Genomic DNA, 24980 nt, shown 5'->3' on the forward strand with positions numbered 1-24980 from the left:
TGATGAAAATTGGATTTATCGGTCTGGGAAATATGGGTGGTAGTCTTGCTCGCCTAGTTGCCCAAGATGAAAGATTTAGAAGCGAATTACTCCTGGCTAATCGCAGTCGAGACAAGGCTGAAAAGATTGCTGCGGAAGTTGGTGGACAACCGGTCAGTAATGAAGAAGTTTTTGCTCAGGCAGAGGTGATTTTTCTGGGTATCAAACCAGCTCAATTCGCTGACTTGCTGACTGAATATCAGGAAATTCTAGAAAAACGGAATTCTCTTCTGCTGGTTTCGATGGCTGCCGGTCTGACCTTAGAGTTGTTAGAAAAATTGACACCTAGTCACCATCGTTGGATTCGGATGATGCCTAATACACCAGTAGCTGTAGGTGAGGGTGTTATTACCTATGCCTTATCCCAGCAGGCGAATCAAGTGGATGAAGACTTGTTGCGTGAGCTTCTGTCTTCAGCTGGCCTTTTAGTCAAACTAGAGGAAAAGCAGTTGGATGCAGCGACAGCTCTTGCTGGCTGTGGCCCAGCTTTCGTCTATCTCTTTATAGAGGCCTTAGCGGACGCTGGGGTGCGGGCGGGACTCAGTCGCGATATATCACTTGAACTGGCCAATCAAACTCTCTTAGGCGCTGCCAAGTTAAGTCGGGTCAGCGGGCAACATCCGGCTCAACTCAAAGATCAGGTCTGCAGTCCGGCCGGATCGACTATCGCCGGGGTAGCCAGTCTGGAAGAAAATGCTTTTCGAGGAACAGTCATGGATGCCGTTCAAGCTGCTTACGAAAGGACGCAGGAGTTGGAGAAGAATTGATTTAGATCTTCAATTTTTTAGATTATAGGAAAGGGTGTGACTTGCGAGGATAATTTTTGTTTTTGCAGGCTCACTCTTTTTTTCTTTGTTTGAGAATCAAATAAGTCCTCTCTTTAAAACTATGGTATAATAAGTACTATGCAAACCAAACCGACTTCTGCTTATGTGCACATTCCTTTTTGTACTCAGATTTGTTATTACTGCGATTTTTCCAAGGTTTTTATCAAAAACCAGCCGGTGGATTCTTATCTAGAGCATTTGATTGAGGAGTATCATTCCTACGATATCAAAAAGCTCCGTACCCTCTATATCGGTGGTGGGACTCCGACGGCTTTATCTGCTTCTCAGTTGGCTTTTTTGCTGGAAAAGCTGACGGATAAGCTTGATTTGTCTTATCTTGAGGAGCTGACCATTGAAGCCAATCCTGGGGATTTAGATCAGGAGAAGATCGCTGTACTTAAAGACTCGCCTGTCAATCGGGTTTCGTTGGGCGTACAGACTTTTAATGACCGCATGCTTAAGCAAATTGGCCGCAGTCACTTGGAAAAGGACATTTATGAGAATATTGCCAATCTCAAAAAAGCGGGTTTTGATAATATCTCGATTGACCTGATTTATGCCCTGCCCAAGCAGACTATGGAAGATGTGAAAACCAATGTAGCCAAGGCCATTGCCCTGGACATTCCTCACATGAGTTTGTACAGCTTGATTTTGGAAAACCATACGGTCTTTATGAATCGTATGAGGAGAGGGAAGCTGCCTCTGCCCAAGGAAGACTTGGAAGCGGAGATGTTTGACTACATTATAGCTGAGCTGGAAAAGGCCGGCTTCGAGCATTATGAGATTTCAAACTTTTCCAAGCCAGGCTTTGAGAGCCGCCACAATCTCATGTACTGGGACAATGCGGAATATTATGGTATTGGAGCGGGAGCGTCTGGCTATGTCGATGGTATTCGCTATAAAAACCACGGGCCGATTCGTCATTATCTGCAGACGGTGGAAGCGGGCAATGCCCGTGTGCAGGAAGAAGTGCTGACATTGAATGAAAAGATGGAAGAAGAGATGTTTCTAGGACTGCGCAAGAAGTCAGGTGTTTCTAAAAAGCGCTTCGAGGAAAAATTCGGTCTTTCCTTTGAAGACCAGTACGGAGCTGTTGTGGCTGAACTGACTGAGCAGGGCTTGCTAGTGGCAGACAAAGACATCGTACGCATGACCAAACAAGGCCTCTTTTTGGGCGATACGGTTGCTGAGAAATTTATATTGGAGTAAATCATGGGCTTAACTTATCAAATGAAAATGAAAATTCCTTTTGATATGGCAGATATGAATGGCCATATCAAGTTGCCGGATGTTATCCTGCTGTCCTTGCAGGTATCGGGGATGCAGTCGATCGAGCTTGGTGTCAGTGACAAGGATATGCTGGAGCAGTATAACCTAGTCTGGATTATCACGGACTATGATATTGATGTGACACGACTGCCACGCTTTGCGGAGGAAATTACCATTGAGACAGAAGCTTTGACCTACAATCGGCTCTTTTGCTACCGTCGCTTTACAATTTTTGATGAAGCGGGCGAGGCTATTATCCAGATGATGGCGACCTTTGTCCTCATGGATCGGGATAGCCGCAAGGTTCGTGCCGTTGATTCGGAGATTGTAGCGCCATATCAATCTGAGTTTTCTAAGAAATTACTGCGCGGTCCTAAGTATCCAGACTTGGAAAATCCTGTCAGCAAGGACTACCATGTGCGCTTTTACGACTTGGATATGAATGGCCATGTCAATAATAGCAAGTATCTGGACTGGATCTTTGAGGTCATGGGTGCAGATTTCCTAATGAAACACATTCCCAAGAAAGTCCATCTCAAGTATGTCAAGGAAGTTCGACCAGGCGGCATGATTGCTTCTAGCTACGACCTAGAAGGTCTGCAGAGCAATCACCAGATTTCCAGTGACGGCGAAGTCAATGCTCAGGCTTTAGTGACCTGGCAAGAGTTTAAACAAGAGAATGAGGAAGAGTAGAAATGACTTATAAGGGATATTTGATTGATTTGGACGGGACGATTTATAAGGGTAAGAGCCGGATTCCGGCTGGTGAAGCCTTTGTGCATGACTTGCAGAGGCGCAAGATTCCCTATCTTTTCGTGACCAATAATACCACGCGCACGCCAGAAACAGTGCAAACCATGTTGGCGGAGAATTTTAATATTGAGACGCCACTTGATACCATTTACACAGCAACTCTAGCTACCATTGACTATATGCAGGAGAAAAATCTGGGCAAGAAAGTCTACGTCATTGGTGATGTGGGACTTAAACATGCTATTGAAGAAGCTGGATATATAGAAGACACAGAAAATCCAGACTATGTAGTAGTTGGGCTGGACTGGGAAGTGGATTATGAGAAGCTGACAATAGCGACTCTGGCTATTCAAAAGGGTGCCCACTTTATCGGAACCAATCCAGATCTCAACATTCCGACTGAGCGAGGTTTGCAGCCGGGAGCTGGCGCAATCAATGCCCTCTTGGAAGCAGCCACTCGGGTTGAACCGACCTTTATCGGCAAGCCAAATGCCATCATCATGGAAAAAGCCATAGAGCATCTAGGGTTGGCGCGTGAAGAAGTTGTCATGGTGGGTGATAACTATCTGACAGATATTCGAGCGGGAATCGACAATGGGATTCCGACCCTTCTGGTTACGACAGGTTTTACCCTACCAGAAGAAGTGCCAAATCTGCCGATCCAACCGACGCATGTCTTGTCCAGTCTAGCGGAGTGGGACTTCGATGCGTGATAAGTTGAGATTTTCAGCCAGCGTTTTGTGCTTGCTGGCAGTAGCTATTCTGCTGACCATTTATCTGGCTTGGTTTTTATACCCGATGGAGATTTCTTATTTCAACTTGCCGGATAAGGTGTATTTGAAAGCAGAGACCATCCAGTATAATTTTAATATTTTGATGAATTACCTGACCAATCCTTTTAGTCAAAAGCTAGCGATGCCGGATTTTCGTTCGTCGGCAGCTGGGCTGCATCATTTTCAAGCGGTCAAGTATCTTTTTCATTTGGCGCAAGCTATTTTTCTAGTTACTCTGCCTGCTTTGATTTTCTTTATCAAAAAAGTAGTCAAAAAGGGATTTTTAGGTCTCTACAGGCGGGCTTTTCTATTAATTAGTATCTTGCCACTTGTCTTTGCTGGACTGGCTTTTATGATTGGTTTTAACAATTTTTTCACTCTCTTTCATCAGGTTCTCTTTGCCGGAGATAATACCTGGATGTTTGATCCAACTAAGGATCCAGTCATTTGGATTCTACCAGAAGAATTTTTCATGCACGCCTTTATTCTTTTTGCTTTACTTTATGAGGGAATCTTTTTAACCTTGTATTTCCTAAGCAGAAAGGGTAAAGAGAAAATTTAATATAGGAGATTTTATGTATTATATGCCCGAACCTTTAAATCCTAAAAAAGATCTAGGCCGATTTTCAGCAACTTGCTTTACTTATTTATGGGTTATGCTTGCTTCTGTTTTCGTTTATGCATTTGTAGCTTTTTTCGTTATTATGCCAGGGCAAGATATGGATATCCAAAAGACCCAGGAAGTTCTCACTAAATTTATTGAAAAGGACGGTGGAGCTTATATTTTAGCTTCCTGTCTCGGTGTTCTTACTTTCACGGTGTCTCGGGGTAAGCAGCTCTTTAAATACGACCTTCGTCGCAAGGGACGGAAGATGACTCCTAAAGTTTTCTTTTATATGATTTGCTTCCTTTTGTTCGCCCAATTGTTTACAGCTGTTGTCAATCAGATGATGCAGGCTATCATGCAACTCTTCAATCTAGATCTTTCTAGTATGGAATCAGGAGGCGGCGGTTCTGAAACGCTGACTATGCTGATTTATTCATCCTTGATGGCTCCAGTTACGGAGGAAATTATTTTCAGAGGTGCTGGATTGCGAGCGTTAGAGAAGCATGGAAAGATTTTTGCCATTCTTTTGACTGCAATTTTGTTTGGCCTTTTTCACGAAAATCTTTATCAGTTTTATTTTGCTAGTTTGATTGGTTTAGGCTTTGGTTATATCGCTTTTGAGTATTCGATTATCTGGTCTATCATTTTTCATGCTCTCAATAACTTTGTCATAGCAGAAGGTATAGCTTTTCTTTCAAAAAAAGCTCCAGAGCCTATTGTTAACATTGTTTTTTACGGCCTATTAATCGCTGGCAGTACAGTATTTCTTTTGCTCTTAATCTTGAAATGGCCAAAATTTAAGGAATACATTGACGCCAATCGTTCGCTCCCAGGGACCTACCGACAGGCATTTAAGTCAGTCTGGTTCTGGGTTCTGGTTGTGTTTACTTTTCTTGGAACTTTTCTGCCTGTTATGGCGGCCTATCTTGTATCCTTGATCAATAATAGCTAATTGCCTTTTATTTAGCAGTTATGCAATGATATGAATGGAGTTGGACATAGTCCAGCTCTTTTTTGTTCGATAAGATAAAAAGATAGAAAATGAAAGATTTTGATAGAAAATGCTTGACATTGAAAAATAAAGAGGTATAATAATAATCGTAAACGATTCCAAAGGAGGTGCTTTATGCTGAAGTCGGAAAGAAAGCAGGTTATTCTAGAGACTGTCATAAGAGAAAAATTTGTTTCTTTAGACTATCTAGTGCATGCTTTAAACACTTCAGAATCAACTATCAGAAGAGATTTGGATGAATTGGAGAGCGAGCACAAGCTGCGACGAGTTCATGGAGGAGCCGAAAGCCTTCATTTTCTACAGGAAGAGGAGAGTAATCAGGAAAAATCTATCAAAAGCATTCAAGAAAAGACAGCTATTGCCAAGATGGCAGCAAGCTTGATTCAAGAGCATGATGTGATTTTTATTGATGCGGGGACAACCAATGAGCTTTTAGTCAATGAGCTGCATGATCCAAGAGTGACAGTTGTCACCAACTCCATTCACCATGCGACCAAGTTGGTAGAGCGCAATATACCGACAGTCATTATCGGCGGAAAGGTCAAACGCTCAACGGATGCCAGCATTGGCGGTGTTGCCCTAAATCAAATCGGTCAGTTGAATTTCGATAAAGCCTTTATTGGAATGAATGGCATTGACGATGGCTTCTTTACCACTCCAGATATGGAAGAAGGAGCTGTCAAAAGAGCGATTTTAGAGAACGCTAAGAAAACTTATGTCTTGGCTGATCTTTCTAAACTAGGACAGACGTCCTTTGTCAAGGTCGCTCCTCTTGCCAAAGCAAGCATTATTACTATTCAAAATGAATCGGAAGTGATTCAAGCGCTGAAAGAAAAAACGGAGGTGATTGAGGTATGATTTATACTGTCACACTAAACCCTTCCATCGACTATATTGTCCGTCTGGACAAGGTCCTTATAGGAAGCGTCAATCGGATGGACAGTGACGACAAATTCGCTGGCGGAAAGGGAATCAATGTTAGCCGAGTTCTCAAACGTCTAGGTATTGAGAATACAGCGACTGGCTTTATCGGTGGTTTTACTGGCAAGTTCATCACAGATACTCTGGAAGAGGAAGGAATCTCAAGCCATTTTGTAGAAGTTGAGCAGGATACTCGTATCAATGTCAAAATTAAAGCAGATGCTGAGACAGAAATTAACGGACCAGGTCCAGAAATTTCCAGTCAGAAACTAGAAGAACTTGAGAAGTTCCTTTCTTCTCTGACATCAGGGGATACGGTAGTCTTCGCAGGCAGCAGTCCTAAAAATCTAGGAAATGTTGTCTACAAGAAGCTGATTGGCTTAACCAGAAAGACGGGAGCACAAGTTGTTTGTGACTTTGAAGGTCAGACGCTACTGGATTCTTTAGAGTTTGAGCCGCTCTTGGTCAAACCTAATAACCACGAACTAGGTGATATTTTCGGAGTCAAGCTTGAAAGCTTGGATCAGATTGAGAGTTATGCCCGCCAAATCTTAGACAAGGGTGCCCAGCATGTCATCATTTCCATGGCTGGTGACGGTGCTTTACTGGTAACTCGAGATGGTGCCTATTTCGCTAAGCCTATCAAGGGCAATGTGAAAAATTCTGTTGGCGCTGGCGACTCTATGGTGGCTGGATTTACCGGAGAGTTTGTCCGCTCTGGCGATGTTATTCAAGCCTTCAAATGGGGAGTGGCCTGCGGAACAGCAACCACCTTCTCAGATGATTTGGCGACAGCTGATTATATAAAAGAAATCTATGAAAAAGTAGAGGTAGAAAAAATATGAAAATTCAAGACTTACTAAGAAAAGATGTGATGTTGCTAGACTTGCAGGCAACAGAGAAAAAAGCTGTTATCGAAGAAATGATTCAGAGCCTAGTGGATCATGGTTATGTGACAGACTTCGAGACTTTCAAAGAAGGGATTTTGGCTCGTGAAGCCTTGACTTCCACAGGCTTGGGTGATGGAATCGCTATGCCTCACAGCAAAAATACTGCAGTGAAAGAAGCGACTGTCCTTTTTGCTAAGTCAAATAAAGGCGTCGATTATGAGAGTTTGGATGGACAACCAACTGATCTTTTCTTCATGATTGCAGCTCCAGAAGGTGCTAACGACACTCACTTGGCAGCCTTGGCTGAATTGTCCCAATACCTGATGAAAGATGGCTTTGCGGATAAACTGCGCCAAGTTACTTCGCCTGATCAGGTGATTGAGCTCTTTGACCAAGCTTCAGAAAAAGCAGAAGAACCTGCTGTCGTCGAACCTGCCAATGAAGGCGGAGACTTCCTAGTGGCTGTAACAGCATGTACAACAGGGATTGCGCATACTTACATGGCTCAAGAGGCTTTACAGAAGGTTGCAGCTGAAATGGGTGTCGGCATCAAGGTTGAAACCAACGGTGCTAGTGGTGTTGGGAATAAGCTGACAGCAGAAGATATTAAAAAAGCTAAAGCTGTTATCATCGCGGCAGATAAGGCCGTAGAGATGAATCGCTTTGACGGCAAGCCGTTGATCAATCGTCCAGTTGCAGATGGTATTCGTAAGACAGAAGAACTCATCAATCTGGCCCTTTCTGGAAATGCTGAGGTTTACAAGGCAGCTAACGGTGGTGGTGCTGCAGAATCCAGCAATGAAAAGCTTAGTCTGGGCGGCGCTTTTTACAAGCACTTGATGAGCGGTGTTTCCCAAATGTTGCCATTCGTTATTGGTGGTGGTATTATGATTGCCATTGCATTCTTGCTGGATCAGATCTTAGGTGTACCAAAAGATCAGCTTTCTAATCTAGGAAGTTACCATGAGATTGCAGCTCAGTTTAAAGCAATTGGTGCAGCAGCCTTTGGCTTCATGCTGCCAGTATTAGCTGGTTATATCGCATACTCAATCGCTGAAAAGCCAGGTCTGGTTTCTGGTTTCGTAGCTGGTGCAATTGCGAGCAGCGGTGCATCATTTGGTGGTGTTGCTTACGCTGAAGGTGGTCAGAAAACTATTGATTTAGTTGGTGTATCATCTGGTTTCCTTGGAGCTTTGGTAGGCGGCTTCTTAGCTGGTGGTATCATCCTTCTCCTTCGTAAGCTTCTTGCAGGTCTGCCTCGCTCACTTGAAGGTATCCGTTCAATCTTGCTCTTGCCTCTTCTGGGCGTTCTTGTGACTGGATTTGTGATGTTGGCGGTCAATATTCCAATGTCAGCAATCAATACAGCCTTGAACGATTTCTTGGCAAGTCTGAGCGGAAGCTCTGCTGTCCTTCTTGGCCTCTTGGTAGGCGGTATGATGGCTGTCGATATGGGTGGGCCAGTTAATAAGGCGGCTTATGTATTTGGTACTAGTACACTTGCAAGCACTGTTTCAACTGGTGGTTCACCTGTTATGGCAGCAGTTATGGCAGCTGGTATGGTTCCGCCTTTGGCAGTATTTATTGCAACTCTTTTGTTCAAACATAAATTTACTGAAGAAGAACGTGATTCAGGTTTGACAAACATCGTCATGGGACTATCTTTCATCACAGAAGGAGCGATTCCTTTTGGAGCTGCTGACCCAGCCCGTGCTATTCCAAGCTTTATCGTAGGTTCAGCTCTAACAGGTGCTCTTGTAGGATTGTCAGGTATCAAGCTCATGGCTCCTCACGGAGGAATCTTCGTTATCGGTTTGACAAACAATCCAATCCTTTACTTGGTATATGTATTGATTGGTGCAGTAGTCAGCGGTATTATCTTTGGTTACCTGCGCAAACCACTTAAAAAATAATATTTAAAGAATCTCGCTTGTCAGTGAGATTCTTTTTTGTGTTTTCTGGCCTGCAAATTTTAGCATGGAAACTTCGCTCAATATATGGTATAATGGGCCTATCGCATATTTTTAGGAGAATAAAAATGAATATACAGCGCGAAAAAGAATTTGTTAGTCAGTACCATTTTGACGCCCGAAATTTTGAATGGGAAAAAGAAAATGGCACACCTGAAACCAAGGTTGATGTGAATTTCCAATTGGTCAAAAGAGATGTCGAAGGCCACACAACTTCATTGATTGTGATTTTGACCTTTATGATTGTTTTTGAAAATTTTGTTATCAGCGGAACTATTTCGCAAGCCAACCACATTCACGGTCGTCTTATTGAGGAACCGAGTGAATTTGACCACGATGAAGTAGAAGAGCTGGCTCGGCCTTGCTTAACCATGCTCAATCGCTTGACTTATGAAGTGACAGAAATTGCTCTAGATTTGCCAGGCATTAATTTGGAGTTTTAATCATGAAGTTAGCGGTTATCACAGATTCATCGGCCTATCTGCCGGCTTCGCTGCTAGAGAGCGAAAATCTTTTCGTCTTGGATATTCCGGTCGTGATTGACGGTGAGTCTTATGTCGAAGGAAGAAACTTAACAGCTAGTGAATTTTATGAAAAAATGGCTCAGTCAGATGAATTGCCCAAGACCAGTCAGCCTAGCATTGCGGACCTAGAAGAGATTCTTACCATTCTAGACAGCAAAGACTATACCCATGTTCTGGGGCTCTTTCTATCTAGCGGAATTTCTGGTTTTTATCAAAATATTCAGTATCTGAAAGATGAATTTCATGGTTTGCAAATTGCCTTTCCAGATTCTAAGATTACCAGTGCACCGCTCGGTATCATGGCCCAATCAGCTCTAGAGTGGGCAGAACAAGGCCTAGATTTTGAAACAATTTTAGCTAATGTTCAAAAGCAGATTGATGGCACCAGCGCCTTTATCATGGTGGACGACTTGGACCACTTGGTCAAAGGAGGACGCCTTTCTAACGGTGCTGCTATTCTGGGAAATCTGCTGAGTATCAAGCCTATTCTGTATTTTAACGATCATGGTGTAATAGAGGTTTTTGAAAAGATTCGGACGGAGAAGAAGGCAACTAAGCGTATGCTGGAACTTGTCCAAGAAAGAACAGCAGGGGGTGCTTATCAGATTATGGTTATCCATGGCAATGCACCAGAAAAAGCAGCTGAGCTTCAGCAGAATCTGCTAGACATTGGTATTGCAGGTGAAGTCCCTATCGCAACCTTTGGCAGCGTCATCGGGACGCACTTGGGTGAGGGCAGTGTTGCACTGGGCTATATTCCTGTGATCTGATTGCTTGAAAGTCTGAGCTTGTCTCTGTAAGGAGGAGAAACATGAGTATCAAAGTTATTATTGCTGGTTTTAAAGGAAAAATGGGCCAAGCAGCCTATAAAATGGTGACAGAAGATCCTGAACTAGAATTAGTTGGGCTGCTGGATCCTTTTACGGATGAAAAAGAAGTGGCTGGTGTTCCCGTCTTCAATGCCAAGGAAGAATTGGCTGGACTGGAAGCCCATGTCTGGGTTGATTTTACAACCCCAAAAGTAGCTTATGACAATACTCACTTCGCTCTGGAACAGGGATTTTGCCCAGTGGTTGGAACGACAGGTTTTACTCCTGAGCAGTTGGAAGAGTTAATCACATTGTCTAGGGAAAAGGAGCTGGGCGGATTGATTGCACCAAACTTTGCCTTGGGAGCCGTTTTGCTGATGCAGTTTGCGGCTCAGGCAGCCAAGTATTTCCCTAATGTAGAAATTATCGAGTTGCATCATGATCAGAAAAAGGATGCTCCGAGTGGGACGGCTATCAAGACAGCCGAGCTCATCAGTCAAGTCAGACCAAGCAAGCAGCAGGGAGCTGCTGATGAGGAAGAGTCTATAGCTGGCGCTCGCGGAGCTGATTTCGATGGCATGCGTATCCATTCAGTTCGCTTGCCTGGTCTGGTTGCCCATCAGGAAGTAATATTTGGCAGCCAGGGAGAGGGATTGACGCTGCGGCATGATTCCTATGACCGTGCTTCCTTTATGACAGGAGTTAATCTTGCCATTAAAGAGGTTGTCAAACGCTCAGAATTAGTCTATGGATTGGAACATTTACTATGAGATTAGAAACTCTGCCTTCTGAATTTCAGGAGGCTTTGCCAGTATTAGAGAAGATAAAAGCGGCTGGCTTTGAAGCTTATTTTGTTGGGGGCTCTGTTCGAGATGCCCTTTTGAAGCGACCTATTCACGATGTGGATATCGCTAGCTCCAGCTATCCTGAGGAAACCAAGCATATCTTTGATCGTACAGTTGATGTGGGGATTGAGCATGGAACCGTCTTGGTCTTGGAAAATAACCGCGAATACGAAGTGACGACTTTCCGGACCGAGGATGTCTATGTGGACTACCGCAGGCCTAGTAAGGTTTCTTTTGTGCGTTCTTTGGAGGAAGACCTCAAGCGACGCGATTTTACCATCAATGCTCTAGCTTTGGATGAAAACGGCCAAGTCATCGATCTTTTCCAAGGCTTGGATGACTTGGAAAATCAGATTTTGCGGGCAGTTGGGACGGCTGCTGAGCGTTTTAATGAAGATGCTCTACGCATCATGCGGGGCTTTCGTTTTCAAGCTGCCTTGGATTTTGACCTAGAGCAAGATACTTTTGTGGCTATGAAGGATTGTGCTCCTTTGCTTGAAAAGATTTCGGTTGAACGAATTTTTATCGAGTTTGACAAGCTCTTGCTGGCTCCGTTTTGGCGCAAGGGTTTAGAAGCACTCTTGACAAGTGGTGCTATAGAATTTTTGCCAGATTTGAAGGGAAGCAGAGCTAAGTTAGAAAGGCTCTTTGACTTGGCTTCAGATTTTCGATTTTCAGCGTCCGAGCAGGCTTGGGCAGCCCTTTTGCTAGACTTGGATGTGCAAGATGTTAAAGGCATTCTAAAAGACTGGAAGACGTCTCGTGAATTTGCCAAGAAAGTAGAAGACTTGGTTGAGATTGCGGCATTCCGCTCAGAACGAGACTTGAGCAAGCGCGACTGCTATGACTATGATATTGACTTATTGCTACAAGCAGAAGAGCTCCGGCAGGCGCAAGGTTTGGCAGTTGATTTCTCTGCGATTCAGAATCTTGATGCCAGTCTGACTATTCACAGCAAGCAGGAAATGGTGGTCAATGGCGGCATGCTGATGCGGGAGTTCGGCTTTGAGCCAGGACCAAAACTTGGACAAATTTTGAAAGAGTTAGAATATGCTATTGTAGACGGCCACTTGCCTAATGAACTAGAGGTCATTTACGCCTATATCAAGGAGAAAAAATGAGCGATTTTATCGTTGACAAGCTAACCAAATCAGTAGGAGATAAGACTGTTTTTCGGGATATTTCCTTTATCATTCATGATCTAGACCGGATTGGTCTGATTGGTGTCAATGGAACAGGAAAGACAACGCTGCTGGATGTGTTGTCGGGCAAGTCGGGCTTTGACGGAGATGTCAGCCCTTTTTCTGCTAAGGCAGGCTATAAGATTGCTTATTTGACTCAGGAGCCTGATTTTGATGAGGAGCAGACGGTGCTTGACACTGTTCTATCAAGTGATTTACGGGAAATGCAGTTGATTCGAGAGTACGAGCTGCTCTTGACGGCTTATGATGAAAATCAACAGTCTAGACTAGAAGTGGTTATGTCTGAGATGGACTCGCTCCATGCTTGGGAAATCGAAAGTCAGGTCAAGACGGTTCTGTCCAAGCTTGGTCTGACTAATCTGTCACTTAAGGTTGGTCAGTTATCGGGTGGTCTTCGTCGCCGAGTGCAGCTGGCACAGGTTCTCTTAGGCGATGCAGATTTACTCTTACTTGATGAGCCGACCAACCACTTAGATATTGATACTATTGAATGGCTGACCCATTTCTTGAAAAATTCCAAAAAGACTGTCCTTTTCATCACCCACGACCGCTATTTCTTGGATAATATTTCAACACGGATTTTTGAGCTGGATGGCGGTCGCTTGATTGAATACCAAGGAAATTATCAAGACTATGTTCGTCTTAAGGCTGAGCAGGATGAACGAGATGCGGCCTTGCTTCATAAGAAACAGCAACTATACAAGCAGGAGCTATCCTGGATGCGGCGGCAGCCTCAGGCTCGGGCAACCAAGCAACAGGCTCGTATCAATCGTTTCCATGATCTAAAGAAAGATTTGGTCGGTCAGACGACGGACAGCAATCTGGAAATGAACTTTGAAACCAGCCGTATCGGTAAGAAAGTTATCGAATTTCAAAATGTAGACTTTGCTTATAATCAGAAGCCTATTCTCTCTCAGCTCAGTCTTTTGATCCAGAACAAGGACCGCATTGGGATTGTCGGAGATAACGGTGTCGGCAAGTCAACCTTGCTCAATCTGATTGCTGGAAAACTTCATCCTCAGGCTGGTCAGCTCATTATCGGCGAGACAGTTCGAGTGGCCTATTTCTCTCAGCAGATTGAGGGCTTGGATGAGTCTAAGCGGGTCATTAATTACCTACAAGAAGTGGCCGAGGAAGTCAAGATTGGCAGTGGAACGACTTCCATTGCAGAACTCTTGGAGCAGTTTCTTTTTCCTCGTTCTACTCATGGAACTTTAATCGAAAAGCTTTCTGGCGGAGAGAAAAAGCGCCTTTATCTACTTAAGCTTCTCTTGGAAAAGCCGAATCTCTTGCTTCTTGATGAGCCGACCAATGATTTGGATATTGCGACTCTGACGGTCTTGGAGAACTTTCTGCAGGGCTTTGCCGGGCCAGTTATTACAGTCAGCCATGACCGTTATTTCCTAGACAAGGTAGCTAGCAAGATTTTGGCTTTTGAGGATGGAAGTATCAGAGAGTTTTTCGGTAATTACACGGATTACTTGGATGAAAAAGCCTTTCTAGCAGAACGCTCTGCTATTTCCCAAAAGACTGAAAAGGAAAAACCGACCAAGGTGCGCGAGGAGAAAAAGCGCATGACCTACTTTGAAAAGCAGGAGTGGGAGTCTATTGAGGCCGATATCGAGGCGCTGGAGGAGCGGATTTCTGAGATTGAAGCGGCCATGCAGGAGAATGGCTCTGACTTTACTCGCCTGTCTGAACTCCAGCAAGAACTGGATGAGCAGAACGAGAAACTGCTGGAAAAATACGAGCGCTATGAATACCTGAGTGGGTTAGATGGATGACAGAAGTAGTGTTTAGGCAGAAATCTAAACGGAGGCATCTATGAAACTAAGATTGGAAAATACCGACTCAAAGAAAACTCAAGAACTAGGAAATTTAATCAGATCCTACAATCGCTCTAAGAGGGAGCCCTCCAAAAGTGAACCTCTTAACATCTATGTGGAAGATGAACATGGAAATTTGCTGGCTGGTATGGCGGCCGAAACTTTTGGAAATTGGCTGGAGATTGAGTATTTGTATGTGAACGAAGATTTACGAGGGCAAGGCATAGGATCAAAAATACTGTGTAGGGCTGAACAAGAAGCCAGAGAAAGGAAATGCAAATATTCATTTGTAGATACGTATCAGTTTCAAGCGCCGGATTTTTATAAAAAGCACGGCTATACAGAAGTCTTTGCGTTGAAAGAATACCCCTATACTGGTGAAAGATACTATTATACAAAAAACCTGTGAGTTTACTTTGGGAATAAAGAAGAATTCGATTTTCACTTTTCTTTATGCAAACCTTTTCCTTACTGAAAAAATCTGATATAATGATGATAAATAAAACACAGAGGAGAACATCATGTCGAAAAAAATAATCGGAATTGACCTTGGTGGAACATCTATTAAGTTTGCTATTTTGACTTCAGAGGGCGAAATTCAGGAAAAATGGTCCATTAAAACCAATGTTTTGGACGAAGGTAGCCACATCGTAGAGGATATGATTGAGTCAATCCTGCACCGTTTGGACTTGCTTCAGCTTTCAGCAGAGGATTTTATCGGGATTGGTATGGGCTCGCCAGGAGTAGTTGACCGTGAGAAAGGGACTGTTATCGGTGCTTACAATCTCAATTGGAAGACGCTGCAGCCGGTCAAGGATAAGATTGAAAAAGCGACTGGGATTCCTTTCTATATTGACAACGATGCTAACGTTGCTGCTTTGGGTGAACGTTGGATGGGTGCTGGAGAAAACCAGCCTGATGTAGTCTTCATGACACTAGGAACAGGTGTTGGCGGAGGAATCGTTGCTGAAGGCAAGCTCTTGCATGGACTTGCTGGAGCAGCAGGAGAGTTGGGCCACATCACTGTTGACTTCGATCAGCCGATTCAATGTACCTGTGGCAAGAATGGCTGCCTAGAGACTGTTGCATCTGCGACTGGTATTGTTAATTTGACTCGTCGCTATGCTGATGAGTATGCTGGTGATGCAGAGCTGAAAAAACTGATCGACAATGGTGAAGATGTCAATGCAAAGGTTGTCTTCGACTTGGCGAAAGAGGGCGATGAGCTGGCTCTGATTGTCTATCGCAATTTCGCGCGCTATCTAGGTATTGCCTGTGCCAATATCGGCTCTATCCTAAATCCATCTACAATTGTTATCGGAGGTGGCGTATCAGCTGCGGGTGATTTCTTACTTGATGGCGTGCGCAAGGTTTATGAAGAAAATAGCTTCCCGCAGGTTCGTACTTCAACCAAGCTGGCCTTGGCTACTCTTGGAAATGATGCCGGTGTTATCGGGGCAGCTTCATTGGTCTTACAATAATTCAACAAGTATGCTTTATTTGTTCTCCTGCAGAAAGGTCTGTAGGAGAATTTTTATTGAAAATTTGCTATACTAGAAAAAGCTCACTGATGAAGGAGAAATCATGACTCTAGCAGATACGATTTTCAAAGAGAATATTAAAAAAATTATGGAGCAAGGTGTTTTTTCTGAAAACGCCCGTCCGCGCTACAAAGATGGAAATGTGGCTAATTCCAAATATATCACTGGTTCTTTTGCGGAATACGATTTGAGCAAGGGAGAATTCCCAATCACGACTCTGCGCCCTATTGCCATCAAGTCTGCCATCAAGGAAGTCCTTTGGATCTATCAAGACCAGTCCAATAGCCTGGAATTGCTCAATGACAAGTATAATGTTCACTACTGGAATGATTGGGAAGTTGGCGATACGGGAACTATTGGCCAACGCTACGGAGCCATTGTTAAGAAGCACGATATTATCAATAAAATCCTTCAACAGCTGGAAGCCAATCCTTGGAATCGCCGCAATATCATCTCTCTCTGGGATTATGAAGCTTTTGAAGAAACAGATGGCTTGCTCCCATGCGCTTTTCAAACCATGTTTGACGTTCGGCGTGTAGATGGAGACATTTATCTGGATGTGACTCTGACTCAGCGGTCAAATGATATGTTGGTTGCTCACCACATCAATGCTATGCAGTACGTGGCTCTACAGATGATGATTGCCAAGCATTTCGGCTGGAAGGTCGGTAAGTTCTTTTACTTTATCAATAACTTGCACATCTATGACAATCAGTTCGAGCAGGCGGAAGAGTTGTTGCGTCGGGAACCTAGCGACTGTCAGCCTCGACTCGTTTTGAATGTGCCAGATGGGACCAATTTCTTTGATATTAAAGCAGAAGATTTTGAGTTATTAGACTATGATCCCGTTAAACCTCAGCTGAAGTTTGATTTGGCTATTTAACGATTTTGATAAGTGTATGCGAAAACAGCCAACCTTTGCAAAAGTTCTGCTTGAATCATACTTTAAACATGCCTTTTTACAGCAAATTTGATAGAATAGAGTTACTAATACAAAGGATAAAAGGATGACAAAGAAGATTATTGCCATTTGGGCTCAGGCAGAGGATGGTCTGATTGGAAAAGACAAGGTCATGCCCTGGCATCTCCCGGCAGAATTGCAGCATTTTAAGGCAACAACCACTGGACATGCTATTTTGATGGGGCGTGTGACCTTTGATGGTCTGCAGCGTCGCGTTTTGCCAAATCGGATTAGTCTGATTTTGAGCAGGGACAAGAACTATCAAGTTGACAATGAGAATGTCTTGCTGTTCAGAAATGTGGAAGATGTCTTGGATTGGTACCACAAGCAGGATAGAAACTTGTATATTATTGGCGGATCGCAGATTATCAGGGCATTTGAACCGTATTTGGAAGAATTGATTCAGACTCAGATTGCTGCTAAACTTGAAGGAGATACCTATTTCCCTGAGACATTTGACTGGGCTCCTTATCAGGAAGTTAGCAGTGAATTTCATGCCAAAGATGAAAAGAATCCTTATGATTTTACTATAAAAAGATACCAAAGGAAGGACTCGTAAGAATGGAACGTAGTATTTTTGGTTTTTTTACGGCCTTTTTATGTGTCATTTGTCTTATTTGTGCCGTTCAAACCTTTCGGAAAAAGCGGTTTGGACTGGCAGCTTTATTTTTGCTGAATGCTTTTACAAACTTGGTAAATTCCATTCATGCTTTTTATATGACACTTTTTTAACATGTACGAAAGAAAATAAATAGATTTAGAATTTTAGAATTGGAGTAAACAATGCCTACAAGTCGTAATGATGATATGATGGTTTTTTGTTCTTTCTGTGGGAAGAATCAAGATGAGGTGCAGAAGATTATAGCTGGAAATAATGCCTTCATCTGTAATGAATGTGTGGAGCTGGCACAGGAGATCATCCGTGAAGAGCTAGCCGAGGAAGTGCTGGCAGATTTATCTGAGGTACCAAAACCTCAGGAGCTGCTGAATATCTTGAACCACTATGTTATCGGGCAAGACCGAGCTAAGCGTGCCTTAGCAGTAGCGGTCTATAATCACTACAAGCGTATTAACTACCACGACAGCCGTGAAGAAGAAGATGTGGAACTGCAAAAGTCAAATATTTTGATGATTGGTCCGACTGGGTCAGGTAAGACCTTCCTGGCGCAGACTCTGGCTCGCAGCCTCAATGTGCCTTTCGCCATTGCGGACGCAACAGCTTTGACTGAAGCTGGTTATGTCGGAGAAGATGTTGAAAATATCCTTCTCAAGCTTTTGCAGGCGGCTGACTTTAATATCGAGCGTGCTGAGCGCGGGATTATCTATGTCGATGAGATTGACAAGATTGCTAAGAAAGGCGAAAATGTCTCTATCACCCGTGATGTTTCGGGTGAAGGAGTTCAGCAAGCTCTGCTGAAGATTATCGAAGGAACAGTAGCTAGTGTACCGCCGCAAGGTGGACGCAAGCATCCGCAGCAGGAAATGATTCAAGTAGATACCAAGAATATTCTCTTCATTGTTGGCGGTGCTTTTGACGGTATCGAAGAAATCGTAAAACAGCGTCTGGGTGAGAAAATCATTGGTTTCGGTCAGAACAACCGAGCAATCGACGAAGATAGTTCCTATATGCAGGAAATTATCTCAGAAGACGTCCAAAAGTTCGGGATTATCCCAGAGTTGATTGGTCGTTTGCCTGTTTTTGCTGCTCTGGAGCAACTAACAGTTGATGATTTGGTTCGGATTTTGAAAGAGCCTAGAAACGCCCTTATTAAGCAGTATCAGGCACTTCTGTCTTATGATGATGTTAAGCTTGAATTTGACGAAGATGCTCTGCAGGAGATTGCCAATAAAGCGATTGAACGTAAAACAGGTGCACGAGGGCTTCGCTCTATCATTGAAGAAACTATGATGGATGTCATGTTTGAAGTTCCAAGTCAGGAAAATGTCAAACTTGTCCGTATTACCAAAGAAGCAGTAGATGGAACAGATAAGCCTATTCTAGAAACTGCCTAACGAGGTGCTTATGGAAATCAATACCCACAACGCAGAGATTTTGCTGAGCGCAGCCAATAAATCGCATTACCCTCAAGACGATATTCCAGAGATTGCTTTAGCTGGCCGATCCAATGTTGGAAAGTCCAGCTTCATCAATACACTTCTCAATCGTAAAAATTTAGCGCGAACTTCAGGAAAACCTGGAAAAACGCAGCTGCTAAACTTTTTCAACATTGATGATAAGCTGCGTTTTGTTGATGTGCCAGGTTATGGCTATGCCCGTGTTTCCAAAAAAGAGCGTGAAAAATGGGGCCGGATGATTGAGGAATATCTGACTAGTCGTGAAAATCTCAGAGCGGTTGTCAGCCTTGTTGATCTTCGGCATGATCCTAGCGCAGATGATGTGCAGATGTATGAATTTCTGAAATATTATGACATTCCAGTTATTTTGGTTGCAACCAAAGCTGATAAAATCCCTCGCGGAAAATGGAATAAGCACGAGTCAGCTATTAAGAAAAAGCTGGACTTTGACAGAAATGATGATTTCATTCTTTTTTCCTCAGTCACCAAGGATGGCTTAGATGCCGCTTGGGACGCGATTTTGTCAAAAATTTAATAATGCGAATTAAATCCAACTTGTTTTTGAGTTGGATTTTTTGAAATAAAACGAAAAATGTCATATACTTGTAAATTATCAATAGTGTTTTTTTAATCTTTAGTATGTTACAATGGTATCATTAACATCTTATTCAGGAGAAGTGCTGTGAAAAAGAGAATTTCAAAAAAAGGTAAGAGAATCCTTTCAGCTTTATTCATCATGACGACGACGATTGCTGTTGGTTTCGTCTTGGCAAAGCATATTAATCCTGCTAGTGCCAATAATAGCGACCAGCAGCCTATGAATCAAACAGACTATTTCATCTCACAAATCGGTGAGCCAGCGCGCCAGTTGGGACAGGACAACGATCTTTATGCTTCTGTTATGATTGCCCAGGCTATTTTAGAAAGTGGCTCAGGACAGTCTGGTCTGTCAGGTGAACCTCATTATAACCTTTTCGGTATCAAAGGTAACTATGATGGTCAGTCTGCTAATATGGAGACTTGGGAAGATGATGGAGAGGGAAATGCTTATACCATCAACGATAGTTTCCGTTCATATCCTAGCTATGTAGAGTCTCTGCAAGACTATGTTACGGTTCTCAAACAGGGGCATTTTGCAGGCGCATGGAAGAGTAATGCGCCAACCTATCAGGATGCAACAGCTGCCCTGACTGGTGTCTATGCTACAGATACTAGCTATAATACTAAATTGAATTATATTATTGAAAAATATGATTTGACTCGCTTTGATTCACCACTCTATGAGTCTGGAGCTGGCTATATCGTTTACAATCCTTATCGTCAGCAATACACTACTCAAGATATCTTGGATGTCGATACTGCCTGGGCGAATAGATTTTAATTTAGAAAACAAAAAAGAGGGAGACCTCTTTTTATGTTTAATCGTAGATTTTAGGAGTATTTCATGGGAAAATTTAAAGATTTGCTTGACAAGCAAGAAATTATTATTTTAGACGGAGCCTTGGGTACAGAGTTGGAAAGCCTGGGTTATGATGTATCTGGTAAGCTTTGGTCCGCTCAATACCTATTAGACCAGCCTCAGATTATTCAAAATGTGCATGAAAGCTATGTGAGAGCTGGCAGTGATATCATCACTACGTCCAGTTATCAGGCCAGTATTCCAGCTTTTGTCGAGGCTGGACTAACTCCTGAAAAGTCTTATGATCTTTTGAAAGAGACAGTCTTCTTAGCACGGAAGGCAATCGAAAATACCTGGCAAGCCTTATCTCCAGAAGAGAAGAACCAGAGACCCCGTCTTCTGGTTGCAGGATCGGTAGGGCCTTATGCTGCCTATTTAGCTGATGGTTCGGAGTATACGGGAGACTACCAGCTGAGTGAAGAAGAGTTTCAAGATTTTCACCGTCCACGCATCCAAGCTTTATTGGAAGCTGGGAGTGACTTGTTAGCTATTGAAACGATTCCAAATGGAGCAGAAGCGGAAGCAATCCTCCGACTTTTAGCTGAGGAATTTCCGCAAGCTGAGGCTTATTTGTCCTTTGTCGCCCAGTCGGAGAATGCTATATCAGATGGCACTAAGATTGAGGAATTAGGAAACTTGGCTCAAGAAAGCCCACAAGTCCTGACAGTTGGTTTTAACTGTACAGCTCCACATTTAATTGCTCCGTTATTAGATGGGCTTAGACAAGTGTGCAACAAACCTTTTCTGACCTATCCAAACTCTGGCGAAACTTATAATGGCTTGACCAAGATATGGCATAATGATCCAGAGCAGGAGCGGAGCTTGCTGGAAAATAGCAAACTTTGGCAAAATCAAGGTGTACGGCTTTTTGGTGGTTGCTGTCGAACACAGCCAGAAGATATTGCTCAGTTAGCAAGAGGATTAAAGGATTGAAAAGTTATTTTTCAATCCTTTTTTAGAAAATTTAAAAAGGTTCTAGAAAACGCTATCAAAAGAAAGAACTTTGTGATATACTATACATAGTTTAAATTAATAGGAGAATTTTTTATGCCTGAATCGACATTTATCCCTAAAATTGAAGCAGCTTGCCGCAAGAAAGAAGCTTTGTTTGATACAAGCAAGGCCAAGTACGCTGTTCGTTCCATCTTTGCTGGAGCTTTCCTAACCTTTAGTACTGGGGCTGGAGCTATTGCGGCAGATTTGGCAAATAAGATTGTTCCAGGAACTGGGCGTTTTCTCTTTCCTTTCATCTTTGCTTGGGGATTGGCTTACATTGTCTTTCTAAATGCAGAGTTGGTGACTTCCAATATGATGTTTCTGACTGCTGGTACTTTTTTGAAGAAGATCGACTGGAAAAAAGCCTTGATGATTTTGCTTTATTGTACCTTTTTCAATCTGATTGGCGCTTTGATTGCCGGCTGGCTCTTTGCTAACTCGGCTGCTTATGCAGGGCTTAGCAAAGATAGTTTCATTTCTGGTGTTGTGCAGATGAAGCTTGCTCGATCTAATGAGCTGATTCTGCTCGAGGGAGTGTTAGCCAATATCTTTGTTAATATCGCTATTCTTTCCTTCGTCTTGGTCAAGGATAGTACAGCTAAGCTCTTCTTAGTTATATCAGCCATTTATATGTTTGTATTCCTGACTAACGAACACTTGGCTGCTAACTTTGCTTCCTTTGCCATCGTGAAATTCAGCTCAGCAGCAGCGGAAGTGCAAAATTTTGGTATTGGAAATATCCTACGCCACTGGGGCGTAACCTTTATCGGTAACCTCATCGGTGGTGGCCTACTCATAGGTTTGCCATACGCTTGGTTTAATAAGGAAGAAAGTAATTATGTGGACTGACAAAAAAGGATTTTCGAATCCTTTTTTTGATGTCTCCTTAAATAAATAGAACCTTGTGGACAAATTTGATAACCCATTGTTATTTGTTTGTTTAACAGATTTAGCTCAGTTTCAACCAGCAGAGATTTTTTTGTAAACCTAATAAAATTTTGGAAAAAGATAGTATGATAAAAAAGCGATTGACAGGTTAAGTTATTTTTTGTTATACTGACAATGATACTATATAAAGATAACTGACGTTTTTTTGAAAAGTAATATTTCAATCACCTGATGCGATTAAATAAAAGGTTCTGTTGATAATCTATTTTCCTAACTCTTTTATTCTCTTTGTTTTTTCGATTATCTATCATAAAAACGAGATGGCATCCAAGGCCGAGATTCTTACTTGCCATATATAGTATTATACCAACAAATTATATAAGGAGTAAAATGATGGCAGATGGTAAAATGTCGCAAGTGCTTAAAGAGGATTTAAAACAGGATGGAGTCAATGATAGCAGACTTTTTGATTTAGCTTTGCAAAATATGCTGAAAAGAGCAATTGCTAGCGGAATTGTAGAGCAGAATAATAGTGAAAGTAAAAAGACATCTATTTCTTCAATTGAAGATGTCACAAGAAACGAGGTTAGTGTGGTTGCTGAAGTTAAGCCTGCAAAACCTCCAGTTATCAAGGCTAGTGTCATTGCTAATGTCAAACCAATCACAGATCCGATTAAAGATTCTGTTGCTATTGACGGCGAGAGAGAATTGGAAGAAGAAAACAGCTCGTCCAATATCTCAGGAAACGAGCAGTCTACACCAACTGATGGAGAAGTATACTATCTCCTTAAAACTTATCGTCAATTTTCCAGTCCCGATTCCAATCCTTATGTACCTCCGATTCCTGAAAAAAATGAAGATAATCCAAGACAAAAGAAAAACCCTAAACAATCTAATAAGAAATCATCAAAATCAGATGTAAATATAGAAAATATCTTAAATGGGATTAGTGAGTTTGCTAAAAAAGTTTATGAACTAGGTGAAATCATTGAAAAAGGTACTAAAGGAATTTTTAATTTTGAGTCAGATGTAGAAATTGAGAAAGGACTTGGTTTAAATGATATCGGCGGAGTGTTTGGACCTGCAGGTAGAAAAGTCGGTCAATTTATTGATGATGTGAAAAAAAAATTTGATGATATAGCAGTGACAATACCAGAAAAATATCTTCCCGATATTTTTAAAGGAAAATCAAGTATTAATTTTTTTGAAGGGTTAAATATTTATGGAACTATAACTGAGGGGAATGAGGATGTCAAAAGAGTCTATGAATATAAAGGTGATGATAGGGGTAAGTTTATAGAGTCAATAGGTGTTATAAGTAAATATTTGGAGCAATTGTTTGGAATGTTTGCTTTTAAAGTTGATGCTAAAAGCAGAATTGAGTTAGCAAATAATATTTTAGGGTTATTTTTTTTACAGGAACTTCTGGAAACATTGGCTGAAAAATTAGGTCGTAAAGCAGCAGCAGATTTTTGGGATTCCCAAGCTGATAAAGCCTCTGAAACTCCCAACCTTGATCCCCTTGTTCTTGATTTATCGGGTGATGGATTCAAGCCAACTTCTTTGGATAAGGGGGTGCATTTTGATTTAGATGGAAATGGTTTCGCTGAGCGAATCAATTGGATTCAAGGTGACGATGCTCTATTGGTTCTAGATAAAAATGGGGATGGTATGATTAACGATGGTAATGAGCTTTTTGGGGATCGCTATCGTTTAGCTAATGGTAAACTTGCAAGATTTGGTTTTGAGGCGTTGATTGAGCAAGATACAAATGGTGATAATGTCATTGATGATAAAGATGCTAATTACAGTCGTCTTCAAGTTTGGCAAGATGTTAACCAAAATGGTATTTCTGAAAAAGAAGAGCTACGTAGCTTATCACAAGCAGGGGTAGCCGCTATTCAGCTTAACTACCAAAAGAGTCAATTGGGTGGTCACGAGGAAGTTATTTTCGGTAATAGCGCTAAGTTTATTAAGACAAATGGCGAGACTGGAGATGCTACCGAATATTGGGTTAAGAAGAGAGGTTACGATACTAAGATACTCAATGATATTGTTATTCCGCTGGAAGTCCGCTTTTTGCCAAATGTAGCTGGTTCGGGTAATATGCCATCTCTCCATCGGGCGATGGCAATGGATGTTACAGGTCAACTCAAGGATAAGGTTGGTCGATTTATCTTGTCTCGCGATGTAGTAGAGAGACGTCAGCTAGTTGAAAGTATCCTGATTCAGATGGCAGGAGCTCAAAATACTGCCTCAAACAGTCGAGGAACTGCTATGGATGCAAAACAGCTTCAGGTTATAGAAGCTCTCCTAGGACGCGATTATACTGGGACTTCTGGGGCTAATCCACACGCAAGTTCAGCATCAATTCTCAAAGATCTTTATCAAAAGATGGTGGATTATTATTATTATGCTATGATGAGCAGCAGCCACCTCTCTGGTGTAGCACCTCTTATACAGGTTAAAGAAGATAAGGTCATTGATCTTGAGCTTCTCAAGTCGGTATTGCCGGGCTATCTGAAGGTTAAAGATGGAATCCAGCTGGGCGATGTAGCAGGCTATCTTAAACACATGGAGAATCAGGGAATCAGTGGTTATCAGGACTTTAAGACTTACTTTGGTTCTATGTCTCATGACTACCTAAAGGCTATTATGATAGGAGCCGGAGAGGTCGTAATGGGTAGTGATAAGGGCGAAAGTTTACAGGCGACGGAAAAGCAAGCTTTTGTTATGGCTTCCGGTGGAGATGATAATGTCCAAGGAGACAAGCAAAATAATATATTAGAGGG

The 24980-nt window shown here is 42.4% G+C and carries 23 protein-coding genes and 1 pseudogene; all 24 read left to right on the forward strand.

Annotation, left to right across the window (positions count from 1 at the left end):
• Positions 1 to 2: 2 nt before the first annotated feature.
• Complete coding sequence (gene proC, locus O3627_RS09875) at positions 3 to 806, forward strand: pyrroline-5-carboxylate reductase (protein ID WP_125383201.1); 804 nt, start codon at positions 3 to 5, stop codon at positions 804 to 806.
• Between the two features lie 138 nt (positions 807 to 944).
• Positions 945 to 2075, forward strand: a complete 1131-nt coding sequence (gene hemW / locus O3627_RS09880; RefSeq protein WP_125383203.1) for a radical SAM family heme chaperone HemW — start codon at positions 945 to 947, stop codon at positions 2073 to 2075.
• Positions 2076 to 2078: 3 nt separating this feature from the next.
• Complete coding sequence (locus O3627_RS09885; RefSeq protein ID WP_125383205.1) at positions 2079 to 2828, forward strand: acyl-[acyl-carrier-protein] thioesterase; 750 nt, start codon at positions 2079 to 2081, stop codon at positions 2826 to 2828.
• Positions 2829 to 2830: 2 nt separating this feature from the next.
• Complete coding sequence (locus O3627_RS09890) at positions 2831 to 3601, forward strand: TIGR01457 family HAD-type hydrolase (RefSeq protein ID WP_002895600.1); 771 nt, start codon at positions 2831 to 2833, stop codon at positions 3599 to 3601.
• Positions 3594 to 4223, forward strand: a complete 630-nt coding sequence (locus O3627_RS09895; RefSeq protein WP_125383207.1) for a TIGR01906 family membrane protein — start codon at positions 3594 to 3596, stop codon at positions 4221 to 4223. The genes O3627_RS09890 and O3627_RS09895 overlap by 8 nt, the downstream gene beginning before the upstream one ends.
• A gap of 13 nt (positions 4224 to 4236) precedes the next feature.
• Positions 4237 to 5220 (forward strand): CPBP family intramembrane glutamic endopeptidase, encoded by a 984-nt coding sequence (locus O3627_RS09900; RefSeq protein ID WP_125383208.1) that lies wholly within the window; start codon positions 4237 to 4239, stop codon positions 5218 to 5220.
• 174 nt (positions 5221 to 5394) lie between these two features.
• Complete coding sequence (locus tag O3627_RS09905; protein WP_002897650.1) at positions 5395 to 6138, forward strand: DeoR/GlpR family DNA-binding transcription regulator; 744 nt, start codon at positions 5395 to 5397, stop codon at positions 6136 to 6138.
• Positions 6135 to 7046 carry a 1-phosphofructokinase gene (pfkB, locus tag O3627_RS09910; RefSeq protein ID WP_002897648.1) on the forward strand — a complete coding sequence of 304 codons (912 nt, stop codon included), beginning with the start codon at positions 6135 to 6137 and terminating at the stop codon, positions 7044 to 7046. The genes O3627_RS09905 and pfkB overlap by 4 nt, the downstream gene beginning before the upstream one ends.
• Positions 7043 to 9004, forward strand: a complete 1962-nt coding sequence (locus O3627_RS09915; RefSeq protein WP_125383210.1) for a fructose-specific PTS transporter subunit EIIC — start codon at positions 7043 to 7045, stop codon at positions 9002 to 9004. The genes pfkB and O3627_RS09915 overlap by 4 nt, the downstream gene beginning before the upstream one ends.
• Positions 9005 to 9129: 125 nt before the next feature.
• On the forward strand, positions 9130 to 9504 hold the full coding sequence (locus O3627_RS09920) for a DUF1149 family protein (protein WP_032910432.1): 375 nt from the start codon (positions 9130 to 9132) through the stop codon (positions 9502 to 9504).
• Between the two features lie 2 nt (positions 9505 to 9506).
• Positions 9507 to 10355 carry a DegV family protein gene (locus tag O3627_RS09925; protein ID WP_002900437.1) on the forward strand — a complete coding sequence of 283 codons (849 nt, stop codon included), beginning with the start codon at positions 9507 to 9509 and terminating at the stop codon, positions 10353 to 10355.
• Between the two features lie 41 nt (positions 10356 to 10396).
• The gene (gene dapB / locus O3627_RS09930; protein WP_002900436.1) at positions 10397 to 11164 is read left to right on the forward strand and encodes a 4-hydroxy-tetrahydrodipicolinate reductase; all 768 of its coding nucleotides are present in this window, start codon (positions 10397 to 10399) and stop codon (positions 11162 to 11164) included.
• Entirely contained in the window at positions 11161 to 12360 is a 1200-nt protein-coding gene (locus O3627_RS09935; RefSeq protein WP_002900435.1) for a CCA tRNA nucleotidyltransferase, read from the forward strand. The genes dapB and O3627_RS09935 overlap by 4 nt, the downstream gene beginning before the upstream one ends.
• Positions 12357 to 14225: an ABC-F family ATP-binding cassette domain-containing protein gene (locus O3627_RS09940; RefSeq protein ID WP_125383211.1), complete on the forward strand. Its 1869-nt coding sequence runs from the start codon at positions 12357 to 12359 to the stop codon at positions 14223 to 14225. Before O3627_RS09935 ends, O3627_RS09940 begins: the two co-directional genes overlap by 4 nt.
• A gap of 40 nt (positions 14226 to 14265) precedes the next feature.
• Positions 14266 to 14676 (forward strand): GNAT family N-acetyltransferase, encoded by a 411-nt coding sequence (locus O3627_RS09945; protein ID WP_125383213.1) that lies wholly within the window; start codon positions 14266 to 14268, stop codon positions 14674 to 14676.
• Between the two features lie 112 nt (positions 14677 to 14788).
• On the forward strand, positions 14789 to 15748 hold the full coding sequence (locus O3627_RS09950) for an ROK family glucokinase (RefSeq protein ID WP_002900431.1): 960 nt from the start codon (positions 14789 to 14791) through the stop codon (positions 15746 to 15748).
• Between the two features lie 103 nt (positions 15749 to 15851).
• Positions 15852 to 16691, forward strand: a complete 840-nt coding sequence (locus O3627_RS09955; RefSeq protein ID WP_061588992.1) for a thymidylate synthase — start codon at positions 15852 to 15854, stop codon at positions 16689 to 16691.
• A gap of 124 nt (positions 16692 to 16815) precedes the next feature.
• Entirely contained in the window at positions 16816 to 17328 is a 513-nt protein-coding gene (locus tag O3627_RS09960) for a dihydrofolate reductase (RefSeq protein WP_002900428.1), read from the forward strand.
• A gap of 224 nt (positions 17329 to 17552) precedes the next feature.
• Positions 17553 to 18782, forward strand: a complete 1230-nt coding sequence (gene clpX / locus O3627_RS09965; protein WP_002895582.1) for an ATP-dependent Clp protease ATP-binding subunit ClpX — start codon at positions 17553 to 17555, stop codon at positions 18780 to 18782.
• A 10-nt stretch (positions 18783 to 18792) separates the two neighbouring features.
• On the forward strand, positions 18793 to 19380 hold the full coding sequence (gene yihA, locus O3627_RS09970; RefSeq protein ID WP_002900427.1) for a ribosome biogenesis GTP-binding protein YihA/YsxC: 588 nt from the start codon (positions 18793 to 18795) through the stop codon (positions 19378 to 19380).
• 147 nt (positions 19381 to 19527) lie between these two features.
• Entirely contained in the window at positions 19528 to 20226 is a 699-nt protein-coding gene (locus O3627_RS09975; protein WP_002900426.1) for a glucosaminidase domain-containing protein, read from the forward strand.
• Positions 20227 to 20289: 63 nt separating this feature from the next.
• On the forward strand, positions 20290 to 21237 hold the full coding sequence (mmuM, locus tag O3627_RS09980; RefSeq protein ID WP_011836916.1) for a homocysteine S-methyltransferase: 948 nt from the start codon (positions 20290 to 20292) through the stop codon (positions 21235 to 21237).
• 114 nt (positions 21238 to 21351) lie between these two features.
• Complete coding sequence (locus O3627_RS09985; protein ID WP_011836917.1) at positions 21352 to 22149, forward strand: formate/nitrite transporter family protein; 798 nt, start codon at positions 21352 to 21354, stop codon at positions 22147 to 22149.
• Positions 22150 to 22581: 432 nt separating this feature from the next.
• Positions 22582 to 24980 (forward strand): annotated as a pseudogene (locus O3627_RS09990) (hypothetical protein); the annotation flags it as partial.

The organism is Streptococcus sp. 27098_8_82 (genome assembly GCF_041431615.1).
Classification (GTDB): domain Bacteria; phylum Bacillota; class Bacilli; order Lactobacillales; family Streptococcaceae; genus Streptococcus; species Streptococcus sanguinis_K.

What these genes read in the sequence shown, in the direction of transcription:
- clpX (WP_002895582.1), top strand. Translation starts at nt 17,553, where the DNA reads ATGCCTACAAGTCGTAATGATGATATGATGGTTTTTTGTTCTTTCTGT.
- dapB (WP_002900436.1), top strand. Translation starts at nt 10,397, where the DNA reads ATGAGTATCAAAGTTATTATTGCTGGTTTTAAAGGAAAAATGGGCCAA.
- O3627_RS09960 (WP_002900428.1), top strand. Translation starts at nt 16,816, where the DNA reads ATGACAAAGAAGATTATTGCCATTTGGGCTCAGGCAGAGGATGGTCTG.
- O3627_RS09925 (WP_002900437.1), top strand. Translation starts at nt 9,507, where the DNA reads ATGAAGTTAGCGGTTATCACAGATTCATCGGCCTATCTGCCGGCTTCG.
- O3627_RS09955 (WP_061588992.1), top strand. Translation starts at nt 15,852, where the DNA reads ATGACTCTAGCAGATACGATTTTCAAAGAGAATATTAAAAAAATTATG.
- O3627_RS09985 (WP_011836917.1), top strand. Translation starts at nt 21,352, where the DNA reads ATGCCTGAATCGACATTTATCCCTAAAATTGAAGCAGCTTGCCGCAAG.
- O3627_RS09890 (WP_002895600.1), top strand. Translation starts at nt 2,831, where the DNA reads ATGACTTATAAGGGATATTTGATTGATTTGGACGGGACGATTTATAAG.
- O3627_RS09895 (WP_125383207.1), top strand. Translation starts at nt 3,594, where the DNA reads ATGCGTGATAAGTTGAGATTTTCAGCCAGCGTTTTGTGCTTGCTGGCA.
- O3627_RS09885 (WP_125383205.1), top strand. Translation starts at nt 2,079, where the DNA reads ATGGGCTTAACTTATCAAATGAAAATGAAAATTCCTTTTGATATGGCA.
- yihA (WP_002900427.1), top strand. Translation starts at nt 18,793, where the DNA reads ATGGAAATCAATACCCACAACGCAGAGATTTTGCTGAGCGCAGCCAAT.
- O3627_RS09900 (WP_125383208.1), top strand. Translation starts at nt 4,237, where the DNA reads ATGTATTATATGCCCGAACCTTTAAATCCTAAAAAAGATCTAGGCCGA.
- pfkB (WP_002897648.1), top strand. Translation starts at nt 6,135, where the DNA reads ATGATTTATACTGTCACACTAAACCCTTCCATCGACTATATTGTCCGT.
- O3627_RS09905 (WP_002897650.1), top strand. Translation starts at nt 5,395, where the DNA reads ATGCTGAAGTCGGAAAGAAAGCAGGTTATTCTAGAGACTGTCATAAGA.
- O3627_RS09915 (WP_125383210.1), top strand. Translation starts at nt 7,043, where the DNA reads ATGAAAATTCAAGACTTACTAAGAAAAGATGTGATGTTGCTAGACTTG.
- proC (WP_125383201.1), top strand. Translation starts at nt 3, where the DNA reads ATGAAAATTGGATTTATCGGTCTGGGAAATATGGGTGGTAGTCTTGCT.
- O3627_RS09920 (WP_032910432.1), top strand. Translation starts at nt 9,130, where the DNA reads ATGAATATACAGCGCGAAAAAGAATTTGTTAGTCAGTACCATTTTGAC.
- O3627_RS09950 (WP_002900431.1), top strand. Translation starts at nt 14,789, where the DNA reads ATGTCGAAAAAAATAATCGGAATTGACCTTGGTGGAACATCTATTAAG.
- mmuM (WP_011836916.1), top strand. Translation starts at nt 20,290, where the DNA reads ATGGGAAAATTTAAAGATTTGCTTGACAAGCAAGAAATTATTATTTTA.
- O3627_RS09935 (WP_002900435.1), top strand. Translation starts at nt 11,161, where the DNA reads ATGAGATTAGAAACTCTGCCTTCTGAATTTCAGGAGGCTTTGCCAGTA.
- O3627_RS09945 (WP_125383213.1), top strand. Translation starts at nt 14,266, where the DNA reads ATGAAACTAAGATTGGAAAATACCGACTCAAAGAAAACTCAAGAACTA.
- hemW (WP_125383203.1), top strand. Translation starts at nt 945, where the DNA reads ATGCAAACCAAACCGACTTCTGCTTATGTGCACATTCCTTTTTGTACT.
- O3627_RS09940 (WP_125383211.1), top strand. Translation starts at nt 12,357, where the DNA reads ATGAGCGATTTTATCGTTGACAAGCTAACCAAATCAGTAGGAGATAAG.